Genomic DNA, 15,854 nt, shown 5'->3' on the forward strand with positions numbered 1-15,854 from the left:
AGGCGCGCAACCGTGCGCCGCGTCTCCACATTGCGCAACACATCTGAAACCGTGATACTATGCAAGTCGAGTTGAACGGACAGATCACAGGCTGACACGCGAACTCGGCGCCAAAAAGTGATGGGTGCGCGTGCATGAACTACGATCTGATATTGCGGGCTTCTGCCGCCCAGAACCTCGATATCCTCGGCGGTTTCCACCCTAACGGGGATAGAGATCCGGCCCTCACCGGAGTTGGCACACTCCTGTTGCTCGGCCCACGCGAGCCGGGTTTTTGGGACGCGTTTTCAGAAACGCCCGAGTACCGCGACGGCACACCAAATCCCATGGATCGCTGGTCGTCCCGCGTCATCACTGGCCTTGCCACAGCCTTCAACGCGCATCCCTTCTTCCCCTTTGGTGGCCCGCCCTACCAGCCCTTTTTTCAATGGGCAGTTCGCTCCGGCCGCTGCCATCCCTCTCCCATCTCGCTTCTGGTTCACGACACTGCGGGTCTCTTTGTCAGCTTTCGGGGCGCCCTCGCCTTCCCACAGCAGATCGAAATCCCGCAACCGCCTGAAAACCCATGCAATTCCTGCGTAGGCAAGCCCTGCACCACAGCCTGCCCCGTCGACGCATTTGCCTCTGATCAATACCGCATAGACGCGTGCCGGACATTCCTCGCGCAACGCGACGGTGCGGACTGTATGTCGCAAGGTTGCGCCGCTCGCCGCGCTTGCCCGGTCTCCGCCCGCTATGGCAGACTGCCCGCACAATCTGCCTTCCACATGCGAGCGTTCCAGAGCAATGGCCCTTAAACTGATCCTTGTCCGTCACGCCAAATCCAGCTGGGATGACCTGACTCTTCCTGATCACGACCGCCCCCTCAACAAACGTGGGCGCGCCTCAGCGCGGGCTTTGGGCGATTGGCTGCGCCACGAAGGCATGCTTCCAGATCAGATATTTACCTCCTCTGCGCAGCGCACGCTGGAAACACTCGACTTGATGCAACTCGCGGTAAAACCCGTTGTCAAATCCGCGCTATACCACGCGGGCGCATTCGCCATGCTGCATCAGATCAAGGACGCCACGGGCCGTAAAGTCATGGTACTCGGCCACAATCCCGGTATCGGTGAGCTTGCCGAACGCCTCGCCCGAAAACTGCCAAAGCACCAGAAATTCCTCGACTATCCCACCGGAGCAACCACCGTTTTCCGGTTCAATACCGACAGCTGGAAAGACGTTGAATTTGGCACGGGCAAGGTCAAAAGCTTCGTGATTCCACGCGAACTTATCTAAACGCAAAAGGGCGAGGTAAACCCCCGCCCTTTCACAATAATTCCGGAATCACGGGGCCACGCCCCGCCGTTCTTTAGTGTCCCAGAATTTGGCTGAGGAACAGTTGCGTCCGCTCGCTCTTGGGGTTGTTAAAGAACTCTTCCGGCTCGTTCTGTTCAACGATCTGACCCGCATCCATAAAGATCACGCGGTTCGCCACCTGACGGGCAAAACCCATCTCGTGCGTCACGCAGAGCATGGTCATGCCTTCTTCGGCCAGCTCGATCATGGTATCGAGAACTTCCTTGATCATCTCAGGGTCAAGCGCCGAAGTCGGTTCGTCAAACAGCATGATCCGCGGTCTCATGCAAAGGCTTCGCGCAATCGCCACACGCTGTTGCTGACCACCCGAAAGTTGACCGGGATACTTATCCGCCTGCTCCGGAATCTTCACCTTTTCAAGGAAATGCATCGCTGTTTCTTCGGCTTCTTTCTTGGGCGTCTTGCGAACCCAGATCGGTGCCAGCGTACAGTTTTCCAAAATGGTCAGATGCGGGAAAAGATTAAAGTGCTGAAAGCACATCCCAACTTCCGAGCGGATCTTGTCGATGTTCTTCAAGTCGCTGGTAAGCTCGGTTCCATCCACAAAAATATCACCCGATTGGTGTTCTTCCAGTCGGTTGATACAGCGGATCAGGGTCGATTTCCCCGAGCCAGATGGCCCAGCGATCACGATCCGCTCGCCTTCATTGACGGTCAGGTTTATGTCGCGCAGCACATGGAATGTGCCGTACCACTTGTTCATGTTATTGATTTCAATCGCAACATTATCGCTCACCTGCATCTTGGAGCGGTCGATGGCGCGGTCAGATATAAGTTCAGACATTTCGTGAACTCCTACTTAATGGCCTTTGTGGAGCTTACGCTCGAGCCACTGTGAATATTGAGAGATGCTGTAGCAAACGACAAAGAACAACAAGGCGGCAAAGCCCAACAGTTCCCAGTAAACGCCGTTCCACTCGGTGGATGCGAGGATCGGACCACGGATCATACCGACAAGGTCGAACATCGAGATCACCGATACCAGTGTCGTATCTTTGAACAGGCCAACGGCCACGTTCACGATACCCGGAATCGAAATCTTCAACGCTTGAGGCAGGATGATCAGGCGCATGGCCTGAGCATAGTCCAGCCCAAGACTGTCTGCCGCCTCGTACTGCCCCTTTGGCAACGCAGCCAAACCGCCTCGGATCACTTCGGCAATATAGGCCGCCGAGAACATAGTGATCATGATCACCACGCGCAGGAACAGATCTACCGTGCTTTCTGGTGGGAAGAAGTAAGACAGCATCACAGAGGCCACAAAGAGCAGCGTGATCAGCGGCACGCCTCGTACGAACTCGATGAAGACCACACAGATACCCTTGATCAGCGGCATGTTTGACTGACGCCCAAGCGCCAATGCGATGCCCAGCGGGATCGACAACGACACACAGGTCAAACCCAACATCATGTTGAGCATAAAACCACCCAGATCACGGCTCGGCACCGCCGAAAGCACTGCGTTCTCCGATGCCCCCTCAGGGATCAACGCGCCGCCAATGCTCCACACAATCAGCGCAATCACCGCGCCGCCAAAGAAGCCCAAGGCAAAGTTCGAACGACCGAACTTCTGAAAGAACGCGCCCGCAATCACGAACCCGAGCAAGGCAACCACAGGGGCCATGATCGTGCCGCCCCAGATCAGCCAAAAGGCCACAAATGGATAAAGTGCCGTGAATACGAGCATTTTGCGCGGCAAGTCAAAGAACAGCACAGGAGCAATGGCAACCAGCATCAGCACAAACGCAAGGTTGGGTCTCCAATAGGCGTCAGTTGGATACTTGAATCCGTAAAGCAACTGGTTCCAGCGTTCCGTCAGAACCGAGAAACACGCCCCAGTTTTACCCGCCAGCACTTCGCGACATTCAGCAAGCGACGACGTCGTCCAGACGCCGTTCAAGATCCACGGCAAGGTACTCGACAGTATCACATAGATGAGCCAGAGCGATACCAGCGTCAGAATACCGTTCGGGATCGACGAGAACAGGTTCTCGCGCCCCCATTTCACAATTCCAGTCTCGCGCGCGGGGGGCGGCGATTCCGGGATGACTTCGGTTGCCACAAAGGCAATGGAGTTTTTATCAGGTCCAGCCATGCCTCAGCGCTCCTTCAGCTTCACGGATGCGTTGTAGACGTTCATAACCATCGAAATGGTCAAGGACGCAGTGAGATAGAACAACATCAGCAAGAGCACGCACTCAATCGCCCGCCCCGTCTGGTTGAGCGTGATTCCCCCCAGCGTCGCGGTGATATCGGCATAGCCCACGGCAATTGCCAGCGATGAGTTCTTGGTGATGTTCAGGTACTGCGAAATCAGCGGTGGGATGATCACACGCAACGCCTGTGGCAGAACCACAAGGTTCATCACGCGACGCGGACGCAACCCAAGGGCCGAAGCCGCCTCGGTCTGACCTTTGGAAACCGCCTGAATACCAGCACGCACGTTCTCAGCAATAAACGCGCCTGTGTAGATCGACAGAGCGAACCACAGCGCAATCAGCGGCCCACCAATCTTGATGCCTCCGCTAAAGTTGAATCCCTTCAGCGCAGGCACTTCCCAGGACAGGCCCATGATGACCATGAGCGCGAGAAAAGGCACCAACCATATCGCCAGGTTCGTCCATAGTGTCTTGGGGCGTACGCCAGTATCGGCTTGGATCTGAGCGGCCCGCGCGGACACCTTTCGCGTGGCAAACCACGACCCAACTGCAACCAGCAGCACAAGAACCCAATTCATTGTCGGGCTGCCAAAGAGTCCATTTTCAAAAAACGGCATCGGCACATAGACGCCGCGATTGGTGAAGGCAAACAGATCCAGCACCATGCTTGACGTTGGGTTGTCTCCGCGGAATTCCCGAGGCCCAGGCATCACAGCGGTCATTATTGTAAAGATAATGATGATCCAGATCAGAACCGGGATATTGCGGAAAATCTCCACATAAACCGCCATCAGCTTGGATACGATCCAGTTGTTGGACAGCCGCAAAACACCGGCAATCACACCAAAAATGGTCGCCGTTATGCACGCCAGGAATGCTACTAACAGCGTGTTGAGCAATCCGACCAGTGCGGCCTTCGCATGGCTTGATTGGCTGTCGTATTCGACAAGGCGTTGGTTGATATCGTAACCCGCAGGATCACCTAGAAAGTCATACGAAATGTTGAGGCCAGCTGCGCGCAGGTTCTGGATCAGGTTGTTTCCAAGATACCAGATCGACAGCGCCAGAGCCACGGCAGCGATTGCTTGAAATGTCAAAGATCGATAGCGCGTATCATTGAACAGCATCGACAGCCGGAACGACGCCTTGGGAGGGTCGGTCAAAGTGGTCATAAGATTTGTTCCCCGTGACTCGGTCTGATTTTTGTTATCTGGCGCATTGATGCGCCGGGACCGAAGTTTTGGTGTGTAGGCATTACCCTAAGTAGTAAGGGCGCAAGGTTTCCCCTGCGCCCTTTTGTCTTGAAACTTAACGGAAGGGTGGCGAGTAGATCAGGCCACCATCGGTCCACTGAGCGTTCAGGCCACGGGCCAGACCGATCGGGGTGCTTTCTCCGATGTTACCTTCGAACAGCTCACCATAGTTGCCGCCCGCCATCAGGGCGTTCTTGCCCCAGTCGGCCGACAGACCCAGCATTTCGCCAAGGGTGCCTTCTGTACCGAGCAGACGGTTTACTTCTGGGTTGTTGGTGCCGGCTGCCATCTCACCGATGTTGGCCGAAGTCACACCCAGCTCTTCCGCTGTGATCAGCGCGTTCAGAGTCCAGCGCACTACGTCACCCCAATTGTCATCGCCATGGCGAACGAGCGGACCCAGAGGCTCTTTCGAGATGATCTCAGGCAGCAGTACGTGCGCCGAAGGATCTTCGAATGTTGCACGTGTCGCGGCCAAGCCGGATGCGTCCGTGGTGTAAACGTCACATGCACCAGCCAGATACTGCTGCTGTGCTTCTGCGTTTGTTTCGATTGGAACCGGCTCATAGCTGATGTTATTCGAGCGGAAGAAATCCGCCAGGTTCAGCTCAGTTGTTGTCCCGGTCTGGATACAAACGGTTGCACCGTCCAGTTCCTTGGCCGAGGACACTCCGAGCTCTTTTGGAACCATAAAGCCCTGACCGTCATAGTAGTTCACGCCGACGAAAGTGAACTTGAGGTCCACATCGCGTGAGAAGGTCCAGGTGGTGTTACGGGCCAGCATGTCGATCTCACCAGATGCCAGCGCAGTAAAGCGTGTCTTACCGGTGGTCGGAACAAATTCTACGGCCTTGGGATCACCCAGAACAGCAGCAGCAACGGCACGGCAGACACCCACGTCAAAGCCATCCCATTCGCCGTTTGCATCTGGTGCGGCAAAGCCAACCAAGCCGGTTGTCACACCACAGTTCAGCTTGCCACGAGCCTTGACGTCGTCAAGTGTTCCAGCGGCAGCAGCACCTGCGGCAAGTCCAGCCACGGTTAGCGCACCAAAAATTACGGATTTTTTCATTTTTACCTCTTCCTGATTGGCCACCTTTTTGGTGGTCATTCGACCGTTTCATTTTTCGGTCTTACGAGTGCGAAGGCACTGTCCCATGCACTCCGCATCAGCAGTTTGGGCGCAATCATCAGGAAACGTCAAGAGGTCCATAACGGATTTCGATAATCCGCCAAATTGACCCTACGGAAAGCCTAAGGAAAAGACAAAGGTGTTTAAGAGAGCATATTTACAAAGCGATAAGCGTGCAGAAAATCTCGTTTTTTGCGAGCAGCTTGCTCTGCAGCCTCTTCATCCACGCCCCATTGCTCTTCCTGCCAGTCTTCATCAATTCGTGATATGCGCCATATTTCTTCGGGCGCGAGATGGTCCAAAAGAGCTGCAAAGCCCAACACAAGAGACCCCGACATGCTGACTAAATCGTGAAAAGCGGCCAGTTCAAAGTTGTTCAGCGCATGCACTTTTTCACGCAAAATCTGCAATGCCGAATCGTCCTGCGCCTGAAACATTACCCCGGAAACCGGCACCAATCGCGCGTTTAGCACGGTGGCGGCCCAGTCCAAAATCGGGTCCCAGCTTTCTGCTTCGCGGGCGATCAACTCCGCAGGCGAAGTGGCCCGATAACACAGCAAATCGCTCGCTCCGTATTCCGCCAAAAGGTCCGCGACTTCGCTATGTTGTACCGACACTTTATCAATAGCCGCATTGGCGGAACGGGTGACAGGCATAGTGTTCGGGTTTATCACTTCTTCCTGCGCGTCCCATTCCTCAGCGACAGCCTCAGCCATCGCGCGGGTTGGCACGATCAACGCCGCCTTAGCCGGTGTTTTCAGCGCGCGACTATCCAGCAGCACTGTAAAGCCACCTTCAACCTCTAAAACGCTCGCAGTCTTCCAGAACCGCTTTTTTGCCCAATCGCTCATCGTCAAATTCCCAAGATGTCTTTCACCGCAGCGTCCAGATCGTCAAACCGATCAATGACGATATCCGCGTCTCTCAATGAAGAACGGTCGTGATAACCCCAACTGACACCGATGGCTGCCATGCCAGCGGCCCGCGCCATGTCCATGTCAAACCGCGTATCCCCGATCATCACAGCCGCCCCCGGCACGACGCCTGCTTCATGCATTGCGGCCTCAAGCATTGAGGGATGCGGCTTTGACGGATGGTGGTCGGCCACTTGCTCGGTCACGAACATGCCGTTCAGGTCATGCCCTTCCAACAGCTTGTCCAGGCCTCGCCGCGACTTTCCCGTCGCCACGCCCAACAACGTTTCCTCTCGCTTCGACAACCGCTCCAGTGCGGCACGCGCTCCGGGATAGAGCGGCGAAGAAACGGCGGTACCTTTGGTCCGACGATGGTTCATATAGCTTGATTTATACGTCTCAACCATTCGATCCCGCATCGCCACACCAAGCTTTGGCGCCAGTTCAGCTATTGCGACATCCAGTGACAAACCAACAATCCCAAGGATTGCTTCACGCGGCGGTGCCGCTTCGCCCTCAGCCGCAAACGCTGCCCGCATCGAACTCAGGATATCGGCCTGACTGTCCACCAATGTTCCATCAACATCAAAGACAACCAGCGCCAATTCCGTCATTGCAGCGCCTCAAACGGATCGTCCGCAGCCAGATCCGGCGTCCATTGAAAGGTTTCAAACGTGTGTTCCATATGAGGCGGCAGCGGGGCCTCGATTGTCAGAATGCGTTTGGTCACCGGGTGCTCAAATTCCATCTTGCGCGCGTGCAGGTGCAGTTTGTTGCTGATGATCCCGCCTAGATTCGCGCCCCAGCCATCGCCCATGTTTTCCTGACCCGACCCGCCATACTTGCCATCACCGATGATCGGATGCCCGATCTCAGCCATATGGGCCCGTAATTGGTGTGTGCGCCCTGTGATCGGTTCCATCGCCACCCACGCGGCACGGCTGGCCACCCGGTACAGCGTCGCATATTGCGTGATCGCGCGCTTTGCCCCTGGCGTTTTATCGACGTCGCGCGGGTGCAGGCAATGCATCTTTTCGCCCTCGCCCCGTGCGCCATGCCCCGGAGCTTTGACCAGACCGTATTTGATTTCGCCCAAATACGGCGTTGGCACACCGGCCACGACGGCCCAGTAAATCTTGCGAGTCTGACGATGCCGGATCGCTGCAGTCATCGCCGCTGCCATCTGGCGCGTACGGGCAAGCAGCAAAACACCGGACGTGTCCTTGTCCAAGCGATGCACAAGGCGCGGCTTCTCGTCATAATCAAATGTCAACGCCTCGGCCATGCCGTCGACATGCCGCTTTTGTTTACTACCGCCTTGCGTCGGCAGACCCGGCGGTTTGTTAAGTGCAATGATGTGGTCGTCTTTAAAAATCACGCAATCGCGGATCAGGCGCGCATCGGCATCCGACACACGCGAGAATATCTTAGGGGGCTGAGACCCCGGCTCTGGTAATGGCGGAACGCGCACCTGCTGTCCCGTGGCCAGTCGTGTCGAAGCCTTGACCCGCCCGCCATCAACACGAATTTCGCCCTTGCGGCACAGTTTTTCGATCCGGCCCTGTCCGACATGCGGAAACATGCGCTTGAACCATCGGTCCAACCTTTGATCGGTGTCTTCCGGCCCCACGGTAATTGTTTGAACTCGGCTCATGCAAAGGCTCCTCTGGCAACCCAAAGCCCCAACATCAGGGCGGCAACTGATCCAATAACGGATATGGACACATACAGCGCAGCCGCACCAAGCTGCCCGCGCTCAATCATCGTGACCGTCTCGAGCGAAAACGCCGAAAAGGTGGTGAACCCACCAAGCAGGCCGGTCATGACCAAAGGTGAATAATGGTTCAGCCCGCGATGGGCTGCATACACCACAAACACGCCCATCAGGAAAGACCCGATTACGTTGACCGTGATGATCGCCAGCGGAAACCCGTGCCCCACCATACGCACCACGCCCAAACCGACGAGGTATCGCAGGCCAGCACCAACAGCGCCGCCAAAAGCCACATATAACAATGAATGCATCATGCCCGGTCCATCGCGCGCACCCGAGGGCTTGTCAAGCGAACAGCCCAATTCAAGACGCGCCGTAGGCAGCAAAGCCACGTTCTAGCGGTGAACTACCCGAATTCAGGGACCAAAGCGTTTGGGAACCGGGCGACCAGTCACGCGCTCCCAATACTCGTCCGCGCGTTTTTCAAATGTCGGCGCGTCACGCGCCTCGCTCTGATAAAACCGCCCCGGCTCCATTCCCGGCGCATATTCCTGTTCGACCCAGCCCCTCGGGTCTTTGTGCGGGCTGCGATACCCGCCATGGCCCAGCGCCTCAGCCCCCTGATAATGGGCGTCCCGCAGATGCATCGGCACGGGCAACGGCGGTTCATTGGTCACAGCTGTCAAAGCCGCAGAAATCCCGTGGTTGGCCGAACCCGATTTTGGCGCGCGAGCAACGTGCAGCGCGGCATGGGCCAGAATGATCCGCGCCTCGGGGTAGCCTATCATCTCAACTGCCTGCGCCGCGGCCACCGCCGTCTGCAACGCTGTGTTATCGGCCAGACCCACATCTTCGGAGGCTTGAATCATGATCCGGCGCGCAATGAACCGCGGGTCTTCACCACCGTGGATTAACCGAGCCAACCAATACAAGACCGCCTCAGGCTCGCCGCCACGCATCGATTTGATGAAGGCCGATATGATGTCATAATGCTGATCGCCCGACCTGTCGTGATTGACCGGAGCCGCATTATACACCTCTTCGATCATTTCCCCGGTAATCGTGACCTCGGCGCCCTCAGCGTGCCCCACGGCAAGGCTTTCCAACGTTGTCAACGCACTGCGCGCATCGCCCCCGGAACGCCCGGCAATCACCCGCTTGTGCGCATCGCTTAAAGTCACCTTGATGCCCAGTTTGGTCAGATGCGCCAACCCGCGCTGCACCACTGTCAGCATATCGTCCAGAGATATTGGCTCCAGCTTGAGAATGGTGGAGCGTGACACCAGCGCCTTTGGCAAAGACGTGTAGGGATTCTGCGTGGTGGCCCCGATAAAATCCGCCGTGCCCTCTTCGCAGATAGCCAACAAATCGTCAGCTTGAGTCGCCGAAAACCGGTGCACCTCATCAACAAAAATAAGTAAGGGCCGGATGCGCGCCTCATCTGCAAGTTGGCGAATGTCTTTTACGCCCGCCCGCGTGGCATGAAGCTGGCGAAACTCCTTGTTCAGCATTTGACCCACAGCGCGCGCAATTGACGTTTTGCCAACGCCGGGCGGGCCATAAAGCACAATGCTGCCTAATTGGTTGGCCGCTATCCTGCGTCTCAGCACAGAGTCTTCGGCGGTTAGCGCATCTTGTCCAATGATATCGTTCAGCGACTGCGGCCTCAGAGCTGCGGCAAGAGGTTGATTATGCTGCGCACGCCCCATATCGAACAGATCTGACACAGTCATCCTCCCGCCTCGCGGCTCACCGTTATCAGATGCCTGATCAAGCAAGAGGTTTTCGTCAAGCGTAAATTCGCCTGCTACTCTCGGAACGCGGGCGTAGGTCGGACAAAATTGTCCGACTTACCTAACGCTTTCCTGCTACCCGCGCCGCACCAAACCGTCTTCGGCCTCCGACAACGACAGGCCAAGTGCCTCCATGCCATTCTCAAGATGGTCAGACAAATGCGGTGTCCCGATCAAGTAATCTACAGTTGGCGTTGTTGCTTCGGCCTTGGCTGTCGCAATCGCTTCATCCAATTCAGTCGCTGAAAACGCATCGCGCCCAACCCACATAACGGCAACAAGGCTTGCTTGTTCGTCTTCGTTCAAGCGATCTACAAAACCGCGCAATTCACCTTCGGCTCTGTCCAGTTCGCGTGACATCAGCACAACCTGTGCCACTTTCCACGGTGTGATCTCTAACATGTCGCGTCTCCTTTTGTCGGTTCCACTCTACTTCACCGCGGAACACGTATCCTGTCCTTGATCTTGCGCAAACCGACCCAAGCACTCCCGCCACCCATCAGACCAGCAAAGCTGGGCTTCTGGCTGTTGGGCCCAGCACGCTCCGCGTGCGCTCCCCGACACTTGCCTCAGTCGTCTTGCACATCCAACGAAGATAAAGGGCGCGTATCGGATTCGATCATCGCCGGAGTTTCCAATTCGCTATCTTGTGTCACAACACCCATCGCCTCAAACTTGCGCGCAGATGGCAGCACCCGCCCCTCCATCGAGCCGACCGCTTTGTTATAGCTGCTGACCGAACTGTTCAGCGCGCGACCGACTGCAGACAAATGGCCACCAAAGGTCTTCAACCGATCGTAAAGCTCTTTGGCGGTCCGCTGCACCTCAACGGCATTTTCTGCCATTTTCTCCTGTTGCCAGCCATATGCAATGGCCTTGACCAGCGCCATCAGAGTGGTCGGAGTGGCAATCAAAACTTTGTTTTTGAACGCAAACTCGATCAAACCCGGATCAGCTTCGGCGGCAGCACCGACAAATGTCTCTCCTGGAATGAACATGACCACAAAGTCAGGCGTGGTGGCAATTTCGTCCTGATAAGCCTTGGAAAACAAAACCTTTACGTGCTCACGCACTTGCCGCGCGTGTTGGGCCATTGAAGCCGCCTGCGCCTCGGGTGTTTCGGCCTCGAGCGCGTCAAGATAGGCCTCCAAAGGTGTCTTGGCATCAACCACAATAGATTTACCACCGGGGATATGCACGATGGCATCCGGACGCATCTTGCCGCGATCTGTCTCCATATGGTGTTCCAGCGTAAAATCGACATTTTCCGCCATGCCCGCCATCTCGAACACCTGCCGCAGCTGCATCTCGCCCCAACGACCACGTGTCTTGGGCGCGCGCAATGCCTGAACTAGCTTACGTGTCTCACTGCCCAAGGCGAGTTGACCTCTTGCCAACACCTGCACCTGTTCGTTGATCGCGCCATAAGCCTCGGTTCGGGACTTCTCGATCTCGGTGATTTTCTTGTCAAAAACGCTTAGCTTTTCGTCTAGTGGCTTGACCAGATTGGCAATCTCCAGCTTGCGCTTGTCAAGATCATCTGTGGCCGTCTGGTTGTGGGATTTAAACCGTTCGCTGACCAATTCCAGAAAACTCTCGGAATTTTTACGCAACACACCCGAGGCGAGCGCATCGAACTTATCCTCAAGCTCTTTTTTCATGCCACGCAACTCTTCGAGCCGCGCCTCATGTGCTTCGTGCAACACGCGATATTGGGCTTCTGCCTCGATGCGTTTCGCCTGTTCCTGCGTGTGACGTGTGCGCCAGGCTTCGACCTGGGTCGCCAACTCCTCTGCCTTGGCCGCACGGGTCTGTTCGGCGCTCAACGCTTCAGACAACTTGGCAGCCTCAAGCCGGAGTGCGGAAAGCCGTGATGTGACGCCCATCAAGCGCACCAAAAGCGCCAGTGCCACTACGCCTGCCACCACCAATAGCCAAATCCACAAATCGCCAGTCATTATCAACCTCACGGAATTTCCCGCTTAAGTAGAAACCCGATCGCCATCAGGTACAAGCCGAAAGCGGTTCAGCTGCGCCCGAAAAGACGTTCAATATCGCTGAGCTTCAGCTCGACATATGTAGGCCGCCCATGGTTGCACTGCCCCGAATGCGGGGTCGCCTCCATCTCGCGCAGCAGCGCATTCATTTCGTCGGCCCGCATTCGGCGCCCGGACCGAACCGAGCCATGACAGGCCACCCGACTGAGAATCGCCTCGATCCGCGCCTGCACCAACAGGCTCTCGCCCTGATCATCCAGCTCGTCCAGAATATCCAGTACCATGGCCCGTGCATTGACCTCGCCCAGAATTGCGGGCGTTTCGCGCACGGCCACAGCGCCACCACCAAAGGGCTCCAGCGTAAGACCAAGCCGCGACAGATCGTCAGCAACCGCAAGAAGGCGCGCGCAATCGCCCTCGCTCAACTCGACAATCTCGGGAATCAACAACGCCTGCGCTGCAACGCCGTTTTCAGACATCTGCGCCTTGAGCCTTTCGTATACCAGCCGTTCATGGGCGGCGTGTTGATCGACAATGACCATGCCCGTTTGTGTTTGCGCCACAATGTAATTCTCGTGAACCTGTGCGCGGGCGGCCCCAAGCGGGAGGTGTTCGACCGGTTCTGCGGGCATCTCCTCGGACCCTTGCGGGGCCTCCTCGATTATGGGTTCTACACGCGCGCTGTAGTCCTGGGAAAACTCAGCAAATCCGGGCTCAGACGTGGGCTGATACCCGGGGGCCTGATAAGCTGGAGCCTGCGCCGCGTAAGATGCTTGCCGCGCGCCGAGCGACGGGCGATCCATCTGATAGACGCGCGCCGGGCCATTCCCAGTCGGCTCTGGCCGCATCGCGCCAAGGGTTGCACCAGCCACTGTGGTCGAGGCGCGATGCCCCGCCTCTGCCAAAGCATGGCGCAGGGCGCTGACAATCAAGCCGCGCGCAAGGCCCGGATCGCGAAAACGTACTTCGGACTTTGCCGGGTGCACGTTGACGTCCACCAGATGCGGATCGCAATCAATGAACAACGCTACCGCCGGGTGCCGGTCGCGGCTCAGGAAATCGAAATAGGCCCCACGCAACGCGCCAATCAACAGCTTGTCTTTGACAGGGCGACCATTCACGAACAGGTATTGCGCCACAGACGACCCGCGCGAGTATGTCGGCAACGCCGCATATCCCAAAAGGCGTAACCCGTCGCGCGAAGCATCAATCCGCAGCGCATTCTCGGCAAACTCGGTGCCAATTATGCGGGCCAAGCGCCCATGCAGCGCATCAAACAAATCGCCATTCTCGGCTTCGACCCGAAATGAAACACGCCCCTCGCCACCTCCGGTCACGTCGCGCAATGTGAACGCAACAAAGGGCTCGGCCATGGCAAGACGCTTGACCACATCCGTGATCGCCTGAGCCTCGGCCCGGTCGGTGCGCATGAATTTCAGCCGCGCAGGAGTGGCGTAAAACAGATCACGCAATTCCACGATCGTACCCGCTGACAAAGCCGCCGGCTTGACCGGCTTCATGCTGCCACCTTCGACCGAAATAGACGCCCCATCCTCGCGCCCAACACGCGACGTGATCGTCAATCGCCCCACAGCACCCAGCGACGGCAACGCCTCTCCGCGAAATCCAAAGGTGTGGATATCAAGCAGATCGCTATCATCAATTTTTGAGGTCGCATGACGCGACAGTGCCAGAGGCAATGCTTCGGCCTCAATGCCGCAGCCATCATCCGTCACGCGGATCAGAGTCTTGCCCCCGTCGGCATAGGCAATCTCAATCCGCCGCGCGCCTGCGTCGACGGCGTTTTCCACCAGCTCCTTCACGGCGGAGGCTGGGCGTTCCACAACTTCGCCAGCTGCAATACGGTTAATCGCACCATCATCTAACTGACGGATAACGGGTCGGTTTTCGCTTATCTTGGGGTCACTCAGAGGCATACCGCAAAACCTAGCACGTTCTGGTTTGATTCTGCCACCGGCTTCAGGCCGCAATTCTTTGCCTCGTCGCGAACAGGCTGGACAGCGCATATCGCACCGCCATTATGTGTTCAAACCCCATTTCCCACAACAAAGCCAGCGCGATTCGGAGGCCCTCGATGAAAGACGACAACTTCCTCAAGGAAAACAACGCCCGTCACCTTTGGCACCCGATGGGCGCGCCTGGCGACACGCAGGAAAACGCCCCGACGATCATCAAAAGCGCGGCTGGAGCAACCATCACTGACCTTGACGAACGTACCGTTATTGATGCGGTGGGTGGGCTTTGGTGCGTGAACCTAGGCTATTCAAATGACGTCATAAAAGACGCTATCGCCAAGCAACTTTATGACCTGCCTTACTATTCCGCCTTTGCCGGAACATCGAATCCGATGGCGATTGAGGCGTCGTATGCGGTGCGCGAATTTTTCGCCGAAGACGGCATGGCGCGGGTGTTTTTCACCTCGGGCGGGTCGGACAGTGTGGAAACCGCCTTGCGTCTGTCGCGCCAATACCATCGGTTACGGGGCGAACCGACCCGAACCAAGTTCATGTCACTGAAAAAAGGCTACCACGGCACGCATTTTGGCGGCGCCTCTGTAAACGGCAACAACCGGTTCAGGATCAATTATGAACCGCTGATGCCGGGATGTTTTCACCTGCCCAGCCCTTACCCCTATCGCAACCCGTTCAACGAAACTAATCCAGCCTATCTGGCCCAGAATGTCGCTGCGGCGTTCGAGGACGAGATCGCCTTTCAGGGTGCAAACACCATCGCTGCGTTCATTATGGAACCTATTCAAGGCGCAGGCGGCGTTATCGTGCCTGACGCATCCTTTATGACGCTCATGCGCGAGATTTGTGATCGGCACGGTATATTGATGATTTCGGACGAAGTGATTACCGGGTTTGGACGCACCGGCGATTGGTCCGGCGCGCGCCATTGGGGGGTAAAACCCGACATCATGACAACGGCGAAAGGGATCACGTCAGGCTATTTCCCTGTTGGTGCTGCTCTGTTCAGCGACAAGGTGGCAGAGGTATTTGAAAAGGGCGGTCCGGACGCCGCAATTTTCCATGGCTACACCTATTCCGCACATCCCGTTGGCGCCGCAGCCGTGGTTGCGACCTTGTCAGAAACGCTGCGGTTGGACACTAAGACCAACGCTGGCCTTCGCGGAACACAGCTTTACGAAGGGGTTTGCGCGTTGGCAGAGAAACACGACATCATTGGCGATGTGCGAGGCGGGCATGGCTTGATGACCGGGATCGAACTTGTCACGGATCGCGCCAACAAGACGCCCATGGATGCGGGCAGCATGCAACGCGTGCACGCAGCGACCTATGAGGCGGGCACTATGGTGCGCATCGGTGGTAATAACATCCTGATGTCTCCGCCGCTGACAATTTCGGCGGCTGAGGTCGATCAGATTATCGCGGCACTTGATGTTGGTTTCAGCGCGGTTTGAGGGGGCGTTCGGTGGCTCAGCAAAGCTGAGCCTGAAGGGGCGCTGCCCCTTGTCACAGCAAAAGCTGTGACCACCCCGGTATGTTTAT

The 15,854-nt window shown here is 56.8% G+C and carries 15 protein-coding genes; 3 read left to right on the forward strand and 12 right to left on the reverse strand.

What is annotated here, in order from left to right:
* The first annotated feature begins 134 nt into the window (after positions 1–134).
* Together CLV88_RS14840 and CLV88_RS14845 are read left to right on the forward strand one after the other, a co-directional pair.
* Positions 135–797 carry a ferredoxin gene (locus tag CLV88_RS14840; protein ID WP_106609198.1) on the forward strand — a complete coding sequence of 221 codons (663 nt, stop codon included), beginning with the start codon at positions 135–137 and terminating at the stop codon, positions 795–797.
* A complete protein-coding gene (locus tag CLV88_RS14845; protein ID WP_106609199.1) occupies positions 787–1,278 on the forward strand; it encodes a SixA phosphatase family protein in 492 nt (163 codons plus the stop codon). Before CLV88_RS14840 ends, CLV88_RS14845 begins: the two co-directional genes overlap by 11 nt.
* A gap of 73 nt (positions 1,279–1,351) precedes the next feature.
* Here the strand turns inward: CLV88_RS14845 and CLV88_RS14850 are convergent, their stop codons facing one another.
* The 12 genes from CLV88_RS14850 to mutL all read right to left on the reverse strand — a co-directional run bounded on the left by CLV88_RS14850 (position 1,352) and on the right by mutL (position 14,258).
* Positions 1,352–2,143 (reverse strand): amino acid ABC transporter ATP-binding protein, encoded by a 792-nt coding sequence (locus CLV88_RS14850; protein ID WP_106609200.1) that lies wholly within the window; start codon positions 2,141–2,143, stop codon positions 1,352–1,354.
* A 15-nt stretch (positions 2,144–2,158) separates the two neighbouring features.
* Positions 2,159–3,454 carry an amino acid ABC transporter permease gene (locus CLV88_RS14855; protein ID WP_106609201.1) on the reverse strand — a complete coding sequence of 432 codons (1,296 nt, stop codon included), beginning with the start codon at positions 3,452–3,454 and terminating at the stop codon, positions 2,159–2,161.
* Positions 3,455–3,457: 3 nt separating this feature from the next.
* Positions 3,458–4,690, reverse strand: a complete 1,233-nt coding sequence (locus CLV88_RS14860) for an amino acid ABC transporter permease (protein WP_106609202.1) — start codon at positions 4,688–4,690, stop codon at positions 3,458–3,460.
* A gap of 136 nt (positions 4,691–4,826) precedes the next feature.
* Complete coding sequence (locus CLV88_RS14865) at positions 4,827–5,843, reverse strand: amino acid ABC transporter substrate-binding protein (RefSeq protein ID WP_106609274.1); 1,017 nt, start codon at positions 5,841–5,843, stop codon at positions 4,827–4,829.
* A gap of 203 nt (positions 5,844–6,046) precedes the next feature.
* Positions 6,047–6,754, reverse strand: coding sequence for an ATP12 family chaperone protein (locus tag CLV88_RS14870; RefSeq protein WP_106609203.1), 708 nt, complete (start codon positions 6,752–6,754; stop codon positions 6,047–6,049).
* 2 nt (positions 6,755–6,756) lie between these two features.
* Positions 6,757–7,431, reverse strand: coding sequence for an HAD-IA family hydrolase (locus tag CLV88_RS14875; protein ID WP_106609204.1), 675 nt, complete (start codon positions 7,429–7,431; stop codon positions 6,757–6,759).
* On the reverse strand, positions 7,428–8,471 hold the full coding sequence (locus CLV88_RS14880) for an RluA family pseudouridine synthase (RefSeq protein WP_106609205.1): 1,044 nt from the start codon (positions 8,469–8,471) through the stop codon (positions 7,428–7,430). The genes CLV88_RS14875 and CLV88_RS14880 overlap by 4 nt, the downstream gene beginning before the upstream one ends.
* Positions 8,468–8,845, reverse strand: a complete 378-nt coding sequence (gene crcB / locus CLV88_RS14885) for a fluoride efflux transporter CrcB (RefSeq protein ID WP_106609275.1) — start codon at positions 8,843–8,845, stop codon at positions 8,468–8,470. The genes CLV88_RS14880 and crcB overlap by 4 nt, the downstream gene beginning before the upstream one ends.
* 102 nt (positions 8,846–8,947) lie before the next feature.
* Positions 8,948–10,258 (reverse strand): replication-associated recombination protein A, encoded by a 1,311-nt coding sequence (locus tag CLV88_RS14890; protein ID WP_106609276.1) that lies wholly within the window; start codon positions 10,256–10,258, stop codon positions 8,948–8,950.
* A gap of 141 nt (positions 10,259–10,399) precedes the next feature.
* Positions 10,400–10,726: a DUF3775 domain-containing protein gene (locus CLV88_RS14895; protein WP_106609206.1), complete on the reverse strand. Its 327-nt coding sequence runs from the start codon at positions 10,724–10,726 to the stop codon at positions 10,400–10,402.
* Between the two features lie 167 nt (positions 10,727–10,893).
* On the reverse strand, positions 10,894–12,282 hold the full coding sequence (locus CLV88_RS14900) for a DNA recombination protein RmuC (RefSeq protein ID WP_106609207.1): 1,389 nt from the start codon (positions 12,280–12,282) through the stop codon (positions 10,894–10,896).
* Between the two features lie 68 nt (positions 12,283–12,350).
* Positions 12,351–14,258 (reverse strand): DNA mismatch repair endonuclease MutL, encoded by a 1,908-nt coding sequence (mutL, locus tag CLV88_RS14905; protein ID WP_106609208.1) that lies wholly within the window; start codon positions 14,256–14,258, stop codon positions 12,351–12,353.
* A 158-nt stretch (positions 14,259–14,416) separates the two neighbouring features.
* Here mutL and CLV88_RS14910 point away from each other — a divergent pair, with 158 nt between their 5' ends.
* A complete protein-coding gene (locus tag CLV88_RS14910) occupies positions 14,417–15,766 on the forward strand; it encodes an aminotransferase class III-fold pyridoxal phosphate-dependent enzyme (RefSeq protein ID WP_106609209.1) in 1,350 nt (449 codons plus the stop codon).
* The last annotated feature ends 88 nt before the right edge of the window (positions 15,767–15,854 follow it).

Source organism: Shimia abyssi (genome assembly GCF_003014475.1).
Lineage (GTDB): Bacteria > Pseudomonadota > Alphaproteobacteria > Rhodobacterales > Rhodobacteraceae > Shimia > Shimia abyssi.